The sequence below is a fragment of the Edaphobacter paludis genome, assembly GCF_039993895.1.
Taxonomy (GTDB): domain Bacteria; phylum Acidobacteriota; class Terriglobia; order Terriglobales; family Acidobacteriaceae; genus Edaphobacter; species Edaphobacter paludis.
This window is the reverse complement of the sequence record NZ_CP121194.1, coordinates 1,195,708-1,214,286: the sequence shown is the minus strand read 5'-3', so window position 1 is coordinate 1,214,286 and position 18,579 is coordinate 1,195,708. Positions and strand designations below refer to the sequence as shown.

Below are 18,579 nucleotides of genomic sequence, written 5' to 3'. Positions count from 1 at the left end.
CCTATTTACAAATCGATATCATTGCTATCCCGGTAACTCCGCACGTTGCGGCCGTTTCCGAAACTCTTGCTGCGTCCCACCAAAACATCCAGCCCGGCTTTGAATCCACTCACCAGTCCGTTGAACTCGCGCACCGGAACCCGAATTCCCGCTTGAACCGAGTCGACAACCTCTGCGGTTCCCATCAGGATCGTGGTGACAATTTCATCCGCACGCGCCGCTTGCACGCGAGCTTTGCTATTCACATCATTAAGAGTGGCGTTAAGCCCCGTTGCCGTGTGACGAATTAAATTGCTCGTTTCTACGAGGTTCTCAGCGAGGACTATCATCTTCGGAGCAGTGCTCTTCATGAAATCGCCAGTGCTATCCAGCACCGGAATCGCCTTCGCACGAAGCTCCTCCGCAATTACCAGCACGCGTTTCCGGGCTTTGGCCGCGCCCATAGCTATCGTGACCAGAGCAATTGCCTGCACGATCAACGCGAGCGCCACCAAGCCGACAAAAACCATCAGCAATGTCGAGTTGCCCGACGAAATCGAACCGGAATCCTGCAGCCACATTCCCGACATAATAAATTGTGCCGCTATCATGCAGCCTCTCTTTCAATTCCAGAAAATTCGGGCCTGACCTCCATCAACGAGAGATCAGGTCCCGGCCCCGACTACGCCTTGCCCAAGTCCTTTGTAGCGCTCGCATATGCATCCTTGCCCGCATCGATGGCAGACGACACCTTCTCCTGCTGCTCGTGCACAAGGCCCTTACCTTTTTCGACATACTCAGCAAACTGAGTACGACCCCGGTCATAATACTCTTTGCCGCGATCGACATATTCGCCGACCTGCTGTTTGCCCTGGGCGGCCAGATCGGCGGCCCGCTCCTTACCTTGCTGGGCCAGGGACGCAGCCTTTTCCTTCGCGTCCAGAGCGCTTGCCACGATATCGTCGCGAGTCTCCTTACCAGCCTTCGGCGCATACAGCACTCCGACCAGCGCACCTACGCCCAGACCCGCCAAAAACCAACCCAATCCACCTACGCTGCTGTCGTTGTCTGCCATTATTCTTCTCCTGTCTTTCTGAATTCTAAGTAGGTTCCTTCGAACTGCTAAATCCGCTCCCCGCCTTCATAACTTCGACCGACGGGATAAACTCCGGTTCGTACGAACATCAAGCATACCTTCTCTCGTCAATGAAGCGTCGCAGACGCTGGTAGCTTGTAGGGAAAGATGCCCTCTCCATGGAATAGGTTGCGCGATCTATCGCAGCTGGTTACATCTTCCCCTCCTCCTCCGGCACTCACTCTCGCGTCGTCACATCCGTCTAACCAACACTGGGCTTCGGCGACAGGTTTCTTCTATACAGCCCAGCGCCACGCCGAAGCATCCCATAATGATGGAGTGAGTTACAGTGTTTGGATAGTTCTCTCCACTAAAGAGGTTGAATGTACGTTCTACGCCCGATCCCGTTTCCGCGCGCCTTGACGTTAGCAGCTGCTTTCGCTTTGTCCCTCAGCTTTGCCGGCTGTCAAAAGGCCACGCCCCCACCCGATGACGCCGCTCTAAGCTCCGCTGTGCAGGCGCGCCTCACCGGCGACAGTGCTCTCCAATCCGAACCAATTCAGGCCTCCGTCCAGAATGGTGTGGCTACGCTGAACGGCACGGTCAGCAACGAAGCCGCTCGGTCTCTGGCCGCAGCAGACGCCGCCCAGGTTGCGGGTCTCAAAACCGTGGTCAACAACCTTACCGTTCAACAGCCCGCTCCGCAGTCGAACCAGCAGCCCGCACCTCTGGCCGCAACCGCCGTAGCGCCCCCACCAGCAGCTACCCGCAAGGAACTGGAAAGAAGGGAGCGCCGGGAGACACGGGAAGAAGCTGAACACTCTTCCGCTCCAATCGAGCGGGTGCCCCCGGTGCAACAAGCTCAGGCGACACCACCACCTCCGCCTCCGCCGCCATCGCAACCGGCACCTCCCGCCTTTCGAGATATTGCCGTCCCTGCGGGTACAACGCTTCCCATCCGCATTACCCAGACTCTCGACAGCGCCACGACACAGCAAGGCGAAAGTTTCAGTGGTACAGTCGCAAGCGATATCGTCATTGACGGTCTCGTCGTCATTCCCCAAGGCACCCCTGTCTCTGGACGGGTCGACGTTGTGCAGGAAGCCGCCCACTTCAAAGGGAATTCGCTGCTCACCATCGAATTGACCGGCTTGAAGCACCACGGCGAAAGCGTGGCCCTCTCGACTGAACCCTACAGCGTTGCCGGTAAGGGACGCGGCAAAAACACGGCCATCAAAACAGGCGGTGGGGCAGCCGTGGGAGCCATCCTCGGCGGCATCTTCGGCGGCGGCAAAGGCGCTGCCATCGGAGCCGCAACGGGAGGGGGCCTCGGAGCCGGATCGAACGCCATCACCCGCGGCGAGCAGGTGCAGATTCCGTCGGAAAGCCTCATTCGCTTCCACCTCACGAACTCCCTTTCCCTTCGCACCTCCACACGCACCACGAGGGATGCGGTCGCCAATCCCAATCTGCAGCAGCGGCCCGACAATCAGCAGAGATAGTGCCCGCACCTAGCCGCAGGTTCATCACCATCATCGTCTCCAGGTGGCGGCAGATTCACGCAGATCTGCCGCCGCATTCGGAGACCAAATCTTCCTATTTTCCTCGTGTAAACTCGGTATCAACGGGGCGTTGCACCCGTATACGATGCTGCTTTTGCCGAAAGAAAGTCATTTCTTTGAGGTACTCGTCTTGACGAAGGCATCGCCCAAATTCGCGGCAACCCCCAAGGGCAAGCCTAAAGGCTTCCTCACGTTCACTCTGCACGCCCATCTGCCTTACGTCGTCAATCATGGCACCTGGCCGCATGGCATGGAGTGGCTCCACGAGGCTGCCGCTGAGACCTATTTGCCCCTGCTCCGCGTCCTCAATAATCTTGAGCGCGACAATATCCGCTTCAACTGCAATCTCAATCTTTCCCCGATCCTGCTGGAGCAGCTCTCGCACCCGGTTTTTATCGCAGAGTTCCCCCACTATCTGACGCGGAAGATCGTCGCCGCCCAGGAAGACGAGGCCTATTTCACCCAGGCCGGCGAGGCCCACTACGCAGAAACTGCGCGCTTCTGGCACCGCTTCTTTTCGCAGGCACTGGAGGATTTCAACCACCTCGACCAGAACATCATCAAAGGGTTCCGTCACTTCAACGACATCGGCCTGATCGACATCATTACCTGCGGAGCCACCCACGGCTATATGCCGCTCTTAGGCACGGATGAGAGTGTCCGCGCCCAGATTCGTACCGCCGTTGCGACTCATATTCGCCACATCGGAAAGCGCCCCAAAGGCATCTGGGCCCCAGAGTGCGGGTACCGTCCTGCAGGATTCTGGAACTACCCCGTCGCCAACGCTGATGGCACGCCAACGCCTCCCGGGTTCGACCGCATCGGCGTCGAGCAGGCGCTCGCCGAGTCCGACATCGAGTTCTTCTTCGTCGATACTCATCTCGTCGAAGAGTCGAACCGCGTTCCTTCTCCTTACCAACTGCTCAACGGGGTAGTCCCTACCGACGAACAGACTGACGAGATGACGCGTCGCGACTATCGCCGACTCTACCAGCCCTACTACGTCGACGGTCCCTACGCCAAAACTCACGCGGCCACAATCTTTCCCCGCGACCCTCGCACCGGGGTTCAGGTCTGGTCCGGCGACAGCGGCTATCCCGGCGACGGCGCCTACCTAGACTTCCACAAAAAACGCTGGCCAGGGGGGCATCGCTACTGGCGCGTCACCGGACCCAAGGTCGATATGGGCGCCAAGCAACCCTACTATCCGCACGAAGCCGCAGAGCGCGTCAAATCGCACGCCGCCAACTACGTCCACCTCGTATGGGAGGCGCTGCAGTCCGGCTTCAATGACGCTATTCCGCCCATCCTCTGCTCACCGTTCGACGCCGAACTCTTTGGCCACTGGTGGTTTGAGGGCATTCTCTGGCTCGAAGCAGTGGCCCGAACCATTCACGACCACAATACCGGCATCGAACTCATCAGTTGCGCCGAATACCTCGACCGCTATCCGCGCGCGGGGTTCATCGCCATGCACGAGGGCTCCTGGGGAGCGGAGGGCAACAATCATGTCTGGATGAACCCGGATACCTCCTGGACCTACACTCACATCTATCCCGCCGAACTCTATACGCGAGAGGTGTGCACCGCCGGTCAATGGCGCGACTCCGCAATGGGCAGGCGCATCATGCAGCAACTCTGCCGTGAGCTTCTCCTGCTCGAATCCTCCGACTGGCAGTTCCTCATCACCACCGGGGCGGCACGCGACTACGCAGAGATTCGCTTCCTCACCCACAACGATCAGTTCAACGACATCAAAGCTATCTGGCAGACCTTCGAATCCACAAATGCGATTACCCCGGCTCAGGAAGCGCGCCTGGCGGAGATCGAACTCCGTGACAGCGTCTTCCCTGATATCGACCCCGGCCTCTGGGTAGCCGGAGCCCACCAGGTCCGTGGAACAGACTCGAAAAGAATCCCTGCCGAAGCAACCACAGCCCAAGCAATAGACGCCGCGACCGCATAAACAGTCGTGTGACGAAAAAGGAGCAGCTCTCCTCCAGATCTGCTCCTTTTTCGCGCCTAAAATAAAGATTGTGGCTCTCGCATCGCCAACCTCGACCCAATCAACACTGACGGCTGCCCCAAAGTCCCCTTTCCCAAAGTCCACTTTCAAAGATCGCCGCTCTCTCCTCGGCCTCTGGCATCTCCTCTCTCTCGATGCACCGACGGTAGCTTCCCTCTGGATCTGGTTTATCGCTGCCGCCAACCATATCCGACTCCCCCTCTCGTCCATCTTCGCCATGTTCATCGCCGTCTGGATGCTCTACGCTGCAGACCGCCTCCTCGACACTCGCCTGCTCGACAGCCAATCCCAGCAGGAGCAACCCCTCGAAGCCCGCCACTACTTCCACCACCGCCATCGCACTGCATTCCTCGCAGGAATCCTGCTCGCTTCAGTAGCCCTGGCCCCGCTCCTGCTGCGCCTCTCCACCGAAGCCATCCATCTCTATCTCATCCTCGGCGGCCTTCTCTTCGGCTATTTCATCCTGATCCACGCCACCCGCAGCGCCCACCGCTTCCCCAAAGAGATCGCCGTCGGCATCTTCTTCGCCGCCGCCACCTTTATCCCCACCGTCGCCCGCCAGCCCGAACTACGCCTCTCGCTGCTCCCGGCCGCACTTCTCCTGGCTACGCTTTGCAGTCTCAACTGCCTCTTTATCTATGCCTGGGAGCATGATCCGCAACGCCCGTCTGTCCTTGCCGACCACCCGACCCACGCCAGCACGCGCTTCGCTCTCCTCCATCTACCCGGCCTGGCCACAATCATCATCCTCACCGGACCCATCCTCGCTCTTCTGGATCACAGCGCGCCTTGGCTAATCGCCTTTGCGGCTGTCCTTTCCGCCATGATGCTGCTCCTGCTGCACGCTCGCCGCCACTATATAGCCCCACTCACCCTGCGAGCCGCGGCGGACCTCGTGCTGCTTACGCCCCTCCTCCTCATCCCCTTCCTTCACCGATGAACCTGGAGCCCAACTTCAACTCCATAGCCCGTCCTTATCGCTGGCTCGAATACCTCACGCTGGGCCGCGCCCTCGAGCGCTGCCGCCTGCACTTCCTCCCGCTTCTTCTCGATCAAAAGCGAGCTCTCGTCATAGGAGACGGAGACGGCCGCTTCCTCGCCAGCCTCATGGCCGCCAATCACCACATCCAGGTCGACGCCGTTGACACCAGCGCCACCATGCTTGAACTCCTGAGCAAACGTTGCAAAGGCAGCACCACCCGCCTCCAAATTCACAACACCAGCGCCCTCACCTTTGCGCCCACTGGCCCCTACGACCTCGTCGTCACCCACTTCTTCCTCGACTGCCTCGCCCAGCCCGATCTCGAAGCCCTCGTCAACCGCATCGCCCCCACCCTCTCACCCGGAGCCCTTTGGCTCATCTCCGACTTCCGCATCCCATCTGGCTCCATGCGCCTCCCTGGCCGGATCATCGTGCGCACCCTGTATCTCGCCTTCCGTCTCCTCACCGGCCTCCGCACGACTCACCTGCCCGACCACGCAGCGCCTCTCATCCAAGCCGGACTCACTCGCATCGGCCATCACCATTCGCTCGCCGGTCTGTTGACTACCGAACTCTGGCAACTTGAACGATCGCTCCCATTGCATTCGCCCCACCTTAACCAGTAGGCTGGTTGATAGTTGAGCCGATCACGATGAGACATGCAATCACGCAGGCATAAAGCAGCACTTAAAAATGAACAAGCTATACAACATGCGAAAGTGGCGAAATTGGCAGACGCACCAGACTTAGGATCTGGCGGAGCAATCCGTGGGGGTTCAAGTCCCCCCTTTCGCACCAAATTCTTTTACCACCGTCCCACCATGTAAGCCTGAAAGCGATCCAAATGAGCCAGCCCAGCCAGCCGACCGAACCGCCCGTACTCCGACTTACCAACACGGAGAACTACCGCGAAGACTACGCCAACAGTGTTCAGGTCCGCATGAGCGTCTGGGACTTCTTTCTCGTCTTCGGCACCATGACCCAGGACAGCCCCGATGAACTTCATGTAAAGAACTTCGAGGGCATCTACCTCAGCCCGCAGCAGGCCAAAGCCCTCTGGAACATCCTCGGCCACAACCTCGCTCAGTACGAGCAGGCCTTCGGCCAGATCACACTGGAGCAGGTTCCCCCGCAGCCCAACGGCCCCGTCCACTAAGAGCGTGCGCACCCTCGAGAAACCTACCAACTCCGCATCCGGGGACATCCCCCTCTGGATGCTCTTCCCACTCTTCTTCGCCGTCGTTTATCTATCGCACCTGACCCTACTTCGTCTGCCCTACTTCTGGGACGAAGGCGGCTACTACATCCCTGCCGCGTGGGACTTCTTCCGCACCGGCAGTCTCATCCCGCAGACCACCGTCACCAACGCCCATCCGCCGCTGCCTTCCATCCTTCTCGCAGGGTGGTGGCATCTCTCCGGATTCGTGGTCAGCGGCACGCGCACGCTCGTCTGCATCGTAAGCGCCTCGGCACTGCTCGGCGTCTACAAACTCACCAGAACTCTAGCCGGAGCCGCCGCAGCCGCGGTGGTCGCCTTTCTCACCGCCGTCTATCCCATCTGGTACGCGCAGAGCACGCTTGCCCACGCCGATATCTTCGCCGCCGCCTTCACCCTCTGGGGATTGGCGTTTTACTTCGACCGCGACGCCGCAAATCAAAGCACCGCTAAGAACCAGATCCTCGCAGCGATCATGTTCTCGCTCTCCGCGCTCTCCAAGGAGACTGCGATCATCACCCCCATAGCCCTCGCGCTGTGGGAGGCTGTCCTCTATCTCCAGAACCGCAAAAAGCGCGACACCCTAAGGTGGATGGCCGCGCTCCTCTCCCCCATTGCACCTCTCGCGGCCTGGTACGCCTATCACTACCACCGCACTGGCTTCGTCTTCGGCAATCCCGAGTTCCTCCGCTACAACGCCACCGCAAACCTCAGCGCCTACCGCATCGCGCTCTGCCTCTGGCACCGCTTCCTCCACCTGACGACACACATGAACATGTTCGTTCCTGTCGTCGCCACGGTAGCTGTGTTTCTCATACCTGTAACGTCGGCGACCGCACCACAGAACATTCGCAAGTCAGCCCTCAAAGCCATCGCAGTCGTCCTTCTCGCCAACTGGATGGCCTTCTCGGTGCTTGGTGGAGCGCTGCTCACCCGCTATCTCCTGCCGATGTATCCGCTGGTCCTGCTGATCTGCGTCTCGACGTGGCGTCGCCATCTCCGCCGATGGTGGCTCATTGCTGCGCTCAGCGCAGCGGCCTTCCTCTCAGCTATCTGGATCAATCCGCCCTACGCCTTCGCCCCCGAAGACAACCTCACCTACCGCGACATGATCGTCCTGCACCAGCAGGCCATCCACTTCATCGAACAAAATTATCCCCAGGCAACAGTCCTTACCGCATGGCCAGCAACATCCGAACTGTCGCGCCCCGAGATCGGCTACACTCACCACCCCATCAAAACCATAGGAATTTCGAACTTTTCCGCCGAGCAGATGCAAAAGGCCGCGGCCGATCCCGGAGCCTACGACACCGCCTTCATCTTCTCCACCAAGTGGGAGCCGCCACCCGGGGCGGTGAATCTCGGCAAACGAAACGAATCAGCCGACACTAAATTCTTCGACTTCCATCAAGACATGCACCCCGCCGCAGCCGCAGCCCTGCTGCATGGAGAGGTCGTCTGGCAGGCGCACCGCAAAGGCGAGTGGGTCGCCGTCCTCCGCTTTCCCCGCATCGTCGATGCATCACTTGCCCTGCCGCGCTAACTCTCAAGCTCTATACTCATAGCTGTGCTGAGACCGTTAAACCTGCGCTCGATCCTCGTAAAACAATGGCTACCCATAGCACTCATTCTGTGCTGCCTTCCGGCCACTCCCAGCTACGCACAAGCGGCACAAAGCGCCGAGCCACCGCAGGCCATGGGCCGCGTCGTGCTTGTCCTTCCCTTCGACAACCGCTCCGGCCAGCCTAATCTCGATTGGATCGGCGACTCGTTCCCCGATACGCTGAATCAGCGCCTCACCTCAGCCGGGTTCTTTACCATCTCCACCGACGACCGTCAGTTTGCGCTCGACCATCTCGGCCTCCCCGTGGACTTCAAGCCCACCCGCGCCACCACGATCCGCATCGCCCAGACCCTTGATGCCAACTTCGTCATCGTCGGCAGCTACACCGTCACCAAGGGCCGCATCAACGTCCAGGCGCAGGTGCTCAACGTCGACAAACTGAGTCTGTCGCAACCGCTCGCCGATTCAAGCGATCTGCCACGCCTCTTCGATGTCGAAAACTCTATCGCGTGGACCATCGCAAAGCACCTCGATCCCCACTTCAACGTTGCCCAGCAGACCTTCCTCAGTGCCGCCGGAGGTGTTCCCCTCAGTTCCTTCGAGAATTACATCCGCGGCATCAGCGCCGCCTCGCCGAAAGAGCAGATCAAGCGCCTGCAGATGGCCATCGGCCTAACACCGAACTATCCTGCCGCTCTGCTCGCACTAGGCAAGGTGCAGTTCACCCAGCGCGACTACGACCATGCCGCCGCAACGCTCGCAAAGGTCCCCCACAGCGACCGTCGCGCACTTGAGGCTGGCTTCTATCTCGGCCTCGCTCGTTTCAACTCTGGCAAATATGCCGAGGCCGAGGCCGCCTTTGCCTTCGTCGCCAGCCGTCTTCCCCTGCCCGAGGTCGTCAACAATCAGGGCGTCGCCGCCAGCCGTCAGGGCCACAACGCCGTTCCTCTCTTTCAGCGCGCCTCCACCGCCGACCCGAACGATCCCGACTACCACTATAACCTCGCCGTGTCCCTACTTCGTCAGGGCGATTTCGCCGGAGCCGAGCGGGAGATCGATGAAACCCTGAAACTCCGTCCCACCGACAACGAGGCGGTGTTGCTGAAGGCCCGCATCCACTCTGGTCGAAGCCTCAAGCCCACTCCCGCAACCGCCCCCAAGGCCGACGGCGCCAAAGCAGCCGCGCCCTCCGCCGACGACTCCGACTTCGAACCGCTCGAACGTATCCGCAGGACTTATTCCGAAGCGTCCTTCCGGCAAGCGGCCTTCCAACTCGACCAGATGCGCGCCATGCGTCTCGCCGACCTGCCCCCCGCGAAACAGGCCGCCGAGTACAGTCAGTCCGGCAACGATTACCTGGCGCAAGGCCTCATCCCCGAAGCCGAACAGGAGTTCGAGGCGGCCATCACTGCCGATCCCTCCAGCGCGGACGCCCACACTGGCCTCGCCCAGGTGCGCGAACACACCGGCAATATCGACGATGCTCGCAACGAAGCGCAGACCTCGCTCAAGCTCCATCCCAGCGTCGCGGCCTATCTGGTCCTGGCCAAGATCGAATTGCAGGCGAAGCAAATGGAAGCGTCAGCCTCCGATGTAAGCAATGCCCTCAAGATCAATCCAAAAGATCCCTCGGCTCTGGCCATGCGGCAGGCCCTGCTGGCGCGCGGACAACGCATCCCATGAAGACCTCGCTGAAATTCGTCTTCGCCCTCTTCATCGCACTCTTCTGTCTCCTGTCCAAAGCCGCCCGAGCCGACGCCGCAAAGCCCATCGTCGTCAAGCTGACCATCCACGATACCGTCCAGCCCATCACCGCCGACTATCTCCAGCGCGGCCTCGATGAAGCAGACCGCCTCCACGCCAGTGCAGTTATTGTCTCCCTCGGCACTCCGGGCGGGCTACTGGACTCAACCCGGGTCATGGTCGAATCCATCGAGAAATCTCCCGTCCCCGTCATCGTCTATATCTCCCCCACCGGCAGCCGCGCCGGTTCAGCGGGCTTCTTCCTGCTCGAATCAGCAGACGTTGCAGCCATGGCGCCGGGGACTAACGCCGGTGCCTCCCACCCCGTCACTGAAGGCCGCGAGCCCGACGCCATCCTCAAGCAGAAGATCGAAAACGACGCCGCTGCGTTCCTCCGCTCCTTCGTCTCCCGTCGCGGACGCAACGTACAGGCCGCCGAAGACGCCGTTCGCAACTCGAAATCCTACAGCGACGAAGAGGCCCTCAACCTCAAGCTGATCGACCTCGTCGCTACCAGCGACCAATCGCTTCTTTCCTCCCTCGATGGCCGCCAGATCAAACGCTTCGACGGCCGCACCGTGACCCTGCACCTCAACGGAGCAGCCATCACCGCATTCCCGCCCTCTGTACGCGAGCGTCTTCTCACTCGCCTGACCGACCCCAATCTTGCCGTCCTCCTGCTTGTCCTCGGAGGTCTACTCATCTATCTCGAATTCAATGTTCCCGGCACCATCATCCCCGGCTCCCTCGGAACGCTTCTCATCCTACTCAGTCTCTTCGGCCTGAATCTGCTTCCGATCCGTCACACGGCCATTCTTCTACTTATCGCAGCCGTGGTTTTAATGGTGCTCGAAACTAAATTTGCCAGCCACGGTATGCTGGCCCTCGCCGGAACCATCTCGCTGGTCTTCGGCCTCGCCACCCTGGTCAACTCCAGCGTCCCCGAGATGCAGGTGCACACTGGCACCGCGATCGGAGCGGGCATTGGCTTCGGAGCCATCTCTTTCGGCCTCGCCTGGATCGCTCTCCGGGCCCGCCGCGGCAAGGTACTCACCGGTCCACAAGCCATGCTCGGCGCCATCGCGGTGACGCAAACGCCGCTCACGCCGAACGGTCAGGTCGCGATCCGTGGCGAACTCTGGCAAGCCTCTCTCCGCGGCCAGTCCTCTCTACCGGCGGGGTCTTCCGTCCTCGTCCGCAGCGTCGACGGCCTCACCCTCATCGTCGAACCCGCCGGAGATTCCCTGCCCTCCTGAGGCGCACCGCCGCTGCAACCGGGGTAAACTGAAATCAGTGTCAATCCGCACTTAAGTATTGTCTAGATGTAACAACCAAGGGAGTCTCGTCTCGATGTTGAATGTGTCCCGCCTGTCCTGTGTCTGGAGTGTTTTGTTTTGCCTGCTCGCAACCCTGGCGGCGCCCACCGCAAAAGCTCAGTCTTCTGGTCTCTCTAAACAGCTTGATCGCATCGACTTCAGCGTCAACGGCATCGGCGAATTCAATGGCACCGGCAGCGGCACTCCCAAGAGCGGCCCGGTCGACCAGAATGGAAATCCCCTCACCGTTCATCTCTCGACCGGCAACACTCTCGGAGCCTTGGTAACGGTCCGTTACATCAAGTCCCCCTTCGTTGGCTTTGAAGGCAACTACACCTATGCGCGTTACACGGAGACCTTTTCGCCCTTCGGCTCGCCCACCACAGGTGGCCTTCCAAGTGCAGGCGTCCAGGCCAACGCCTCCGAGTACACTCTGGGTTACGTAGCCCACACCCCGAAGCTATTGACGTTGCAGCCATTCGTCTCCGCCGGCGCTGGCACCATCGCCTTCCGCCCAACCACCTACGGAGGTCAGTCCCTCCGCGAACAGGCTCGTGCGGCGTATTACTACTCCATCGGAGCCGAGGACGCGATCTCACCCCACTTCGGCTTCCGCGCCCAGTTCCGCCAGGTCTTCTTTCTCGCCCCAGACTTCGGCCAGAACTACCTGACCATTCTGCACCACACCTCTACCTTCGAGCCAGGCGTCGGCTTCTACTTCCGCTTCTAACGCACTCGCCACCCATACCCAGCCCAGTGAGCACACTCGTTCGCTGGGCTGGAAACTTTAACGCACAAACTCCAACCGCCCAGCCGCCATTACCGAGTGCCGAGCAACCGCCTGCCGCTCCGGAAAATCATTCCGATAGTGCGCTCCCCGGCTCTCCTCCCGCCCCATCGCGGCTGTCACAATCAACCCGGCGACCAAATGTAGATTGCGAGCCTCCAGCGCTCGCCGGAACATGCCTCTCGGCATGGTCACTGCCAGCGCATCCAGCCCCCGTTGCGCCTGCCGCAACCCCGCGGCATCCCGCAGCAGTCCCGCATTCTTCCACATCAAATCCCGCAGCTCCGCAATCCACCGTTCCGTGGCCGCCTCTCCAGTGGTTCCACCTCCAGCAGAAGTCACCACATCCGCCGCTTTATCCGTGATCTTAATTCCCTGTTCCCTGTGGTCGGCAACCATCGCTTCTGCGGCCAGCACTCCGAACACCAGCCCCTCCAGCAGAGAATTGCTGGCCAGCCGGTTCGCTCCATGCACCCCTGTACACGCAGCCTCGCCCGCCGCATAAAGTCCCGGCAGCGAAGTCCGCCCATGCACATCCGTCCTCACCCCACCCATCAGGTAGTGCGCCGCGGGACGCACCGGGATCAAGTCCCTCCCCAGATCCATCTGGTACTTTGCCAGAAACTTCGAGATCCCCGGAAACCGCGCATGCAGGTCCTTCTTTACATGGCGCATGTCCAGATAGACCTCGCCATCCATCCCCTCGCGCGTAATCGCCCGCGCCACTACGTCCCTCGGAGCCAGTTCCAGCAGCGGATGATATCGCTCCATAAACCGCTCACCCTTGGCATTGACGAGATACGCACCCTCGCCCCGCAACGCCTCGCTCATCAGAAATCGTGGCGCACCCGGCATACTAAACGCCGTAGGGTGAAACTGATAAAACTCCATGTCGCTTACCTCGGCGCCGGCCCGGTAAGCCATCGCAATGCCGTCTCCGGTCGCCACCGCCGGATTCGTCGTATCGCTATAAACCTGCCCTGCACCACCGCTGGCCAGCAACACCGCCTTTGCCCGCACCGCACGCACGCCACCCTCACCGTCCAGCAGCGTAGCCCCCACCACGCGTCCGTCTTCAACCATCAGATCGACCCCGGTTGTCCACTCCATCAACTCAATCGAATTCATCTGCCGCACATGCCGCAGCAGCGACACGGCGATCTCTTTCCCAGTGGCATCTCCATTCGCATGCAGAATCCGCGACCGGCTATGCGCCCCCTCGCGCGTCCGCATCAGTTCGCCATTCTCGCGATCGAACTTCGTGCCCCACGCCAGCAACTCTTCCACCCGGCGCGGTCCCTGTTCCACCAGCACCGCCGCCGCCTCGCGATTCACCAGCCCATCGCCTGCGCTCATCGTGTCTTCCAAATGCAGCGCAACGTCTTCCTCACCGCCCATCGCCACCGCGATGCCGCCCTGCGCATAAGCCGTGTTCGACTCCGCCAGCTCTTCCTTGGTGACCACCATCACCTTGCCCACTTCTGCCAGACAGATCGCCGCGCTCAGGCCTGCAATTCCCGCACCGATGACAAGAAAATCAACTTGTTCCATCTCTCGATGCTACTAGCAATACAGTTGCCAGTTCTCAGTTTTCTGTTCTCGATGTCCCAGCGCATCCACTGACTATTGAGAACACACAAGAGTTAACTCTGCCTGCGATACGATGGAGATACCGTGCCCGTCATCTCTCTCAAGACGCCCTCTGCCGCCTACGACATCACCATTGCCTCCGGGCTGCTGCGCACCCTGGCGCCGCGCCTCAACAAACTGGCCAAAGGCCGCCCCTTCATCGTCACCTCGCCCGAGATCTGGGGCCTCTGGCACAAACAAGTCCTCGCGTCGTTCAAACAGGCGCCCACCGTCCTCTTCCTGCCATCAGGCGAAGCCCACAAGCGCCTCTCCAGCGTTGAATCCCTCGCGCAGCAGCTCGCCACCGCCGGGGCCGACCGCGACTCGCTGCTCATCGCCTTCGGCGGCGGCGTCATCGGCGATGTCACCGGCTTCCTCGCCGCCATCTACATGCGCGGCATTCCCTACGTGCAAATCCCAACCACACTGCTCGCGCAGGTCGACTCCTCCATCGGCGGCAAAACCGGAGTCAACCTCGTCGCCGGAAAAAATCTCGTCGGCAGCTTCAACCATCCTCTCGCCGTCCTCGCCGACACCGACATCCTCGCCACTTTGCCGCCGGAGCAGCTCCGCGCCGGACTACAGGAGTCCATCAAAGCCGGAATCATCCGCGACCCAAAGCTCTTCAAATACATGGAGCAGAACGCCGACGCCATCCTCAAGGGAGACGCCAAAGCCCTCACCCACGTCGTCACCGCCAGCGTCCGCGTCAAGGCCGACGTCGTCGCCAACGACGAGCGCGAATCCGGCCTGCGCATGATCCTCAACTACGGCCACACCATCGGCCACGCCATCGAAGCCGCCACCAGCTACAAGCAACTCCTCCACGGCGAAGCCGTAGGCTGGGGCTCCATCGCCGCCACTCACCTCGGCCTCTCACGGAAGCTCATCACACAGGCACAGTCCGACCGCATCATCGCGCTCATCCTCCGCTACGGCCCACTCTCCCCCTTCAAGGCGACAGCCGCAAAACTGGTAGCCCTAACCTCCGGCGACAAGAAGAACCGCAGCGGCACCCTCTCCTTCATCCTGCCCACCGGGATCGGCACCGTGCAGATCGTTCGCGACGTCACCCAACCCGAACTCCTCGCCGCCACCGAATCTATGCTCGCCCTCATGCGTGCCGGAACCGGACAGCCGTGAATCCTCGATGTTGAATGGCATGACAGACAGTATTGATACCAGTTTCCAAACTGCTAGAACTACGTACAGAATCTAGTTCGATGAGACTCAATCATGCACATGCATCGCAATAAACATATAAGAGATTTCATTTGGTATGTGGTAATTAGCGCGACTGTTATAGGTGTAATAGTTGTTGTTTCCGAAGCAGGTGTGAACTGGAATAGATTCTCTAAATGGCTCTACTTTGCAGTTTCAACTTTGCTCGTTTTTTGGTATTTCATAGCTGACAGTCGTAGGTTATGGGAAAGAAGGCCATTTTGGATCTTAATGCTTTTTCTCCTAACAACGCATTGTGCTGCACTTATGATCCTCTTTACGCACTTAGAAAAGATCAGGCCAGTTTGGTTTGGAGCGACGTGGTTCGAACTGCTGGCCTTTGTCATTTGCAGAAACATATTTTTCCCTAGTCCTGCGACTAATAGCTGAAAAATGCGACCTCAAGAAATACTACTGACCATGTCCCCCAAAATCCTTCCTAAGCACCAACACACCACCGGAGCCCGTCCCACCGGTACCACCACCGATCAGGACGCCGCCGCGAACGTCCAGCAGATGTTCGACACCATCGCGCCGAAGTACGATCTGCTCAACCACGTCCTCTCGGTCGGCATCGACCGCTGGTGGTGGTCACGCGCCGCCCGCACCTTCCGCTCTATCCTCCAGCGCCCCGAAGCCATAGCCCTCGACCTCTGCTGCGGCACCGGCGACATGACCCTTGCTTTACTCAAGCACCGTCCAAAGACCGGCAATGAAGCCCCCATCCTCGCCGTAGACTTCTCCCACCAGATGCTCTCCCGCGGAGCCGAAAAATTCGCTCCCCACAACATCATCCCCATCGAAGCCGATGCCCTACACCTCCCGCTCGCCGACAACTCCATCGACCTCGTCACCTCGGCCTTCGGCTTCCGCAATCTGAGCAACTACGAAGCAGGCCTCGCCGAACTCCACCGCATCCTTCGCCCGGGCGGCCAGATCGGCATCCTCGACTTCAACCAGCCCACCGGCCTCACCGGGGCGCTCTACAACCTCTACTTCAAGCAGATCCTGCCCCGCTTCGGCGGACTTATCTCAGGAGACCCCGCAGCCTACACCTATCTCCCTGACTCCGTGGCCCGCTTCCCCCGCCCACCTCGCATGATCGAGCTCATCACCCAGGCCGGGTTCACCAACGCCACCTGGACCAGCTACACATTCGGCACCGCCGGCCTCTACCGCGCTACCAAGCCCTAAACCATGTAGCATCTTTCCCATGACCCCTGTTACAACGCCCGAAGAAGCAGCGCATACGCACGCCGCCAAGCGTTCCGCCGCGCTCCTGTCTGTCTTCGCCGCGCTTATCATCACGCTGCTCAAGTTAATCACCGGCATCTTCACCGGTTCCCTCGGCATGCTTTCTGAAGCTGCCCACTCTGGCATCGATCTCGTTGCAGCAGCTATCACCTTCTTCTCCGTACAAGTCTCCGACCGCCCCCCTGACGAAGAGCACAACTACGGCCACGGAAAGATCGAAAGCCTCTCGGCCTTTGTCGAGACCGGCCTCATGCTCGCCTCCTGCGTCTGGATTCTCACCGAGGCCATTCGCCGCATTCTTTTCCATCAGGACCTGGCACTCACCTTCTCCATCTGGCCCTTCGCCGTCCTTTTGCTCTCCATTACCGTCGATTACTCCCGCTCCCGTACTCTCCACCGCGTCGCCGTTCAGCACAACAGCGAAGCCCTCGAAGCCGACGCCATCCACTTCCGCACCGACATCTGGTCCTCCTTCGCCGTCCTCCTAGGTCTTGCCGCAACCTACTCCGGCAAACACTGGCACCTTCCCTTGCTCGAGCTCGCCGACCCCCTCGCGGCCATCATCGTCTCCGGCATCATCCTGCGCGTCAGTTGGAAGCTCGCACGCCGCACCATCGACGCCCTGCTCGACGCCACGCCTGCCGAGACCCGCGCTCAGACGCGACGCGACCTCATCCGCGACCTGAGTGCCATCGACGGCGTAATCTCCGTCGACCGCGTCCGCACCCGCCGCTCCGGCTCAAATTACTTTGCCGATGTCACCCTGGGCATGCCCCGCAAGCTCACCTTCCAGCGCTCCGAACAGATCACCGCCGCAGCCACCACAGCCGTCCAGCGCCACCTTCCCGGTGCCGATGTCGTCGTCCACTCTGTCCCCACGGCCTCCGTCGCCGAGAGCGTCCACGACCGCATCCGCGCTGTAGCCGCCCGCTCCAACCTCACCATCCACGACGTGAGCGTGCAGGAGTACAACCATCGTCTCCACGTCGAACAACATCTCGAAGTCGACGAAACCATGTCTCTGCGCGACGCTCATGCCCTGGCCACGCGGCTCGAAGCCGACATGCGCCGCGAGATCCCCGCCATCGCTATGATCCTCACCCACATCGAGAGCGAACCTGCCACCATTGAGCGCCCTGTATCGCTCGAACGCGACCGCCAGCTCGAGGTCCGCCTCCGCCGCGCCGCCGCAGCATTTCCCGAGATACTCGACATCCACGAGGTCTTCGTCACCCGCGCCCACACCAATGGAGTCGACCGCCTCCAGGTCAGCTGTCACTGCACTCTGCCCGACGATCTGCCCATGGCCCAGGTCCACGCCGTGATCACCGCACTCGAAGGAGCCTTCAAACTCGACGCTCCCGAGGTCAGCCGCCTGCTGATCCATCCGGAACCTGCCACCGATAACCGCGGTTGATCAACCCTCGAACCCTGTATCCTGAACCTGAGCATGAAGCGCTTCTTCAATATTCTCTTCGGTGCCATGGCGATGCTTGCGGTCGCGCTGATCTCTGCGTTCCTCTCGATGCGTCTCGCCATCCATGGCCGCGAGGTCGAGGTCCCCAACCTCGCCGGTCTCACGATTTCGGAAGCCAGCCACGCGGCCAGTTCAAAGGGTCTTAGCCTCAATGTCGAAAACCGCTTCTACTCGAACGATATTGCTCCCGGCCATGTTCTGGCTCAATCGCCCGCGTCGGGAGCGACTGTCCGTCGCGAATGGACCGTGCGTGTCACTGAGAGTCTCGGGCCGCAAAAGGTCTCTGTACCCGACCTCATCGGCCAAACGGAGCGTCCGGCTTCCATCCTGATGCGCCGCCTCGCGCTCGAGCGGGGTACTGTCGCGCAACTGCCCGCGGACGGCGAGCCGGGCGTCGTTCTGGCACAGAGTCCTACTCCCAACGCCTCCGGCATTGATCGTCCGCGTGTCAGCCTGCTACTCAGCGCACCGGAAGATCCTGATTACACTGCGTACGTGATGCCGTCCCTCACCGGCTTAACCCTCGCCACTGCCGCCTATCGCGCGGCTGCGGCGGGCGTGCATATCGCCAGCATCGAGGACGTTAACCTGCCAGCGCCCACGGCGCCGGGCGGCGCCGCTGCGGCTCCCGTAGCGCCTGCACCGACGACAGCAGCCGTGCCGCCGGGAACAGTGGTTGACCAGAGTCCACTAGCGGGCTACCGCGTCGTCAAGGGCGAGTCGGTCCACATTACGCTGACTCACTAAG

Annotated in this window: 16 protein-coding genes and 1 tRNA gene; 14 read left to right on the top strand and 3 right to left on the bottom strand. The window is 60.6% G+C overall.

What is annotated here, in order from left to right; genetic code table 11:
* Positions 1–5 precede the first annotated feature (5 nt).
* Together P4G45_RS04975 and P4G45_RS04970 are read right to left on the bottom strand one after the other, a co-directional pair.
* Positions 6–590, bottom strand: coding sequence for a hypothetical protein (locus tag P4G45_RS04975; RefSeq protein ID WP_348268570.1), 585 nt, complete (start codon positions 588–590; stop codon positions 6–8).
* 71 nt (positions 591–661) lie between these two features.
* Positions 662–1,054 (bottom strand): YtxH domain-containing protein, encoded by a 393-nt coding sequence (locus tag P4G45_RS04970; RefSeq protein WP_348268569.1) that lies wholly within the window; start codon positions 1,052–1,054, stop codon positions 662–664.
* 383 nt (positions 1,055–1,437) lie between these two features.
* Here P4G45_RS04970 and P4G45_RS04965 point away from each other — a divergent pair, with 383 nt between their 5' ends.
* The 10 genes from P4G45_RS04965 to P4G45_RS04920 all read left to right on the top strand — a co-directional run bounded on the left by P4G45_RS04965 (position 1,438) and on the right by P4G45_RS04920 (position 12,193).
* Positions 1,438–2,556, top strand: coding sequence for a BON domain-containing protein (locus P4G45_RS04965; RefSeq protein WP_348268568.1), 1,119 nt, complete (start codon positions 1,438–1,440; stop codon positions 2,554–2,556).
* 190 nt (positions 2,557–2,746) lie between these two features.
* Positions 2,747–4,582 (top strand): 1,4-alpha-glucan branching protein domain-containing protein, encoded by a 1,836-nt coding sequence (locus tag P4G45_RS04960; RefSeq protein ID WP_348268567.1) that lies wholly within the window; start codon positions 2,747–2,749, stop codon positions 4,580–4,582.
* A 70-nt stretch (positions 4,583–4,652) separates the two neighbouring features.
* Positions 4,653–5,582: a hypothetical protein gene (locus P4G45_RS04955; RefSeq protein WP_348268566.1), complete on the top strand. Its 930-nt coding sequence runs from the start codon at positions 4,653–4,655 to the stop codon at positions 5,580–5,582.
* On the top strand, positions 5,579–6,250 hold the full coding sequence (locus P4G45_RS04950) for a class I SAM-dependent methyltransferase (protein WP_348268565.1): 672 nt from the start codon (positions 5,579–5,581) through the stop codon (positions 6,248–6,250). Before P4G45_RS04955 ends, P4G45_RS04950 begins: the two co-directional genes overlap by 4 nt.
* An 87-nt stretch (positions 6,251–6,337) precedes the next feature.
* Positions 6,338–6,422 (top strand) — tRNA-Leu (locus P4G45_RS04945).
* A gap of 46 nt (positions 6,423–6,468) precedes the next feature.
* Entirely contained in the window at positions 6,469–6,780 is a 312-nt protein-coding gene (locus P4G45_RS04940; RefSeq protein ID WP_348268564.1) for a DUF3467 domain-containing protein, read from the top strand.
* A gap of 58 nt (positions 6,781–6,838) precedes the next feature.
* Positions 6,839–8,383 carry a glycosyltransferase family 39 protein gene (locus tag P4G45_RS04935; RefSeq protein ID WP_348268563.1) on the top strand — a complete coding sequence of 515 codons (1,545 nt, stop codon included), beginning with the start codon at positions 6,839–6,841 and terminating at the stop codon, positions 8,381–8,383.
* Between the two features lie 24 nt (positions 8,384–8,407).
* The gene (locus P4G45_RS04930; protein WP_348268562.1) at positions 8,408–10,087 is read left to right on the top strand and encodes a tetratricopeptide repeat protein; all 1,680 of its coding nucleotides are present in this window, start codon (positions 8,408–8,410) and stop codon (positions 10,085–10,087) included.
* Positions 10,084–11,403, top strand: coding sequence for a nodulation protein NfeD (locus P4G45_RS04925; RefSeq protein ID WP_348268561.1), 1,320 nt, complete (start codon positions 10,084–10,086; stop codon positions 11,401–11,403). Before P4G45_RS04930 ends, P4G45_RS04925 begins: the two co-directional genes overlap by 4 nt.
* Before the next feature lie 94 nt (positions 11,404–11,497).
* Positions 11,498–12,193, top strand: coding sequence for an outer membrane beta-barrel protein (locus P4G45_RS04920; RefSeq protein ID WP_348268560.1), 696 nt, complete (start codon positions 11,498–11,500; stop codon positions 12,191–12,193).
* Between the two features lie 57 nt (positions 12,194–12,250).
* Here the strand turns inward: P4G45_RS04920 and nadB are convergent, their stop codons facing one another.
* Positions 12,251–13,801 (bottom strand): L-aspartate oxidase, encoded by a 1,551-nt coding sequence (gene nadB / locus P4G45_RS04915; protein WP_348268559.1) that lies wholly within the window; start codon positions 13,799–13,801, stop codon positions 12,251–12,253.
* A gap of 123 nt (positions 13,802–13,924) precedes the next feature.
* Between nadB and aroB the strand changes: the two genes are divergently transcribed.
* The 4 genes from aroB to P4G45_RS04895 all read left to right on the top strand — a co-directional run bounded on the left by aroB (position 13,925) and on the right by P4G45_RS04895 (position 18,578).
* On the top strand, positions 13,925–15,022 hold the full coding sequence (gene aroB / locus P4G45_RS04910; protein ID WP_348268558.1) for a 3-dehydroquinate synthase: 1,098 nt from the start codon (positions 13,925–13,927) through the stop codon (positions 15,020–15,022).
* A 498-nt stretch (positions 15,023–15,520) separates the two neighbouring features.
* Positions 15,521–16,294 carry a bifunctional demethylmenaquinone methyltransferase/2-methoxy-6-polyprenyl-1,4-benzoquinol methylase UbiE gene (gene ubiE / locus P4G45_RS04905; protein ID WP_348268557.1) on the top strand — a complete coding sequence of 258 codons (774 nt, stop codon included), beginning with the start codon at positions 15,521–15,523 and terminating at the stop codon, positions 16,292–16,294.
* A gap of 19 nt (positions 16,295–16,313) precedes the next feature.
* Positions 16,314–17,771 carry a cation diffusion facilitator family transporter gene (locus P4G45_RS04900; protein WP_348268556.1) on the top strand — a complete coding sequence of 486 codons (1,458 nt, stop codon included), beginning with the start codon at positions 16,314–16,316 and terminating at the stop codon, positions 17,769–17,771.
* A gap of 33 nt (positions 17,772–17,804) precedes the next feature.
* Entirely contained in the window at positions 17,805–18,578 is a 774-nt protein-coding gene (locus tag P4G45_RS04895; RefSeq protein ID WP_348268555.1) for a PASTA domain-containing protein, read from the top strand.
* The last annotated feature ends 1 nt before the right edge of the window (position 18,579 follow it).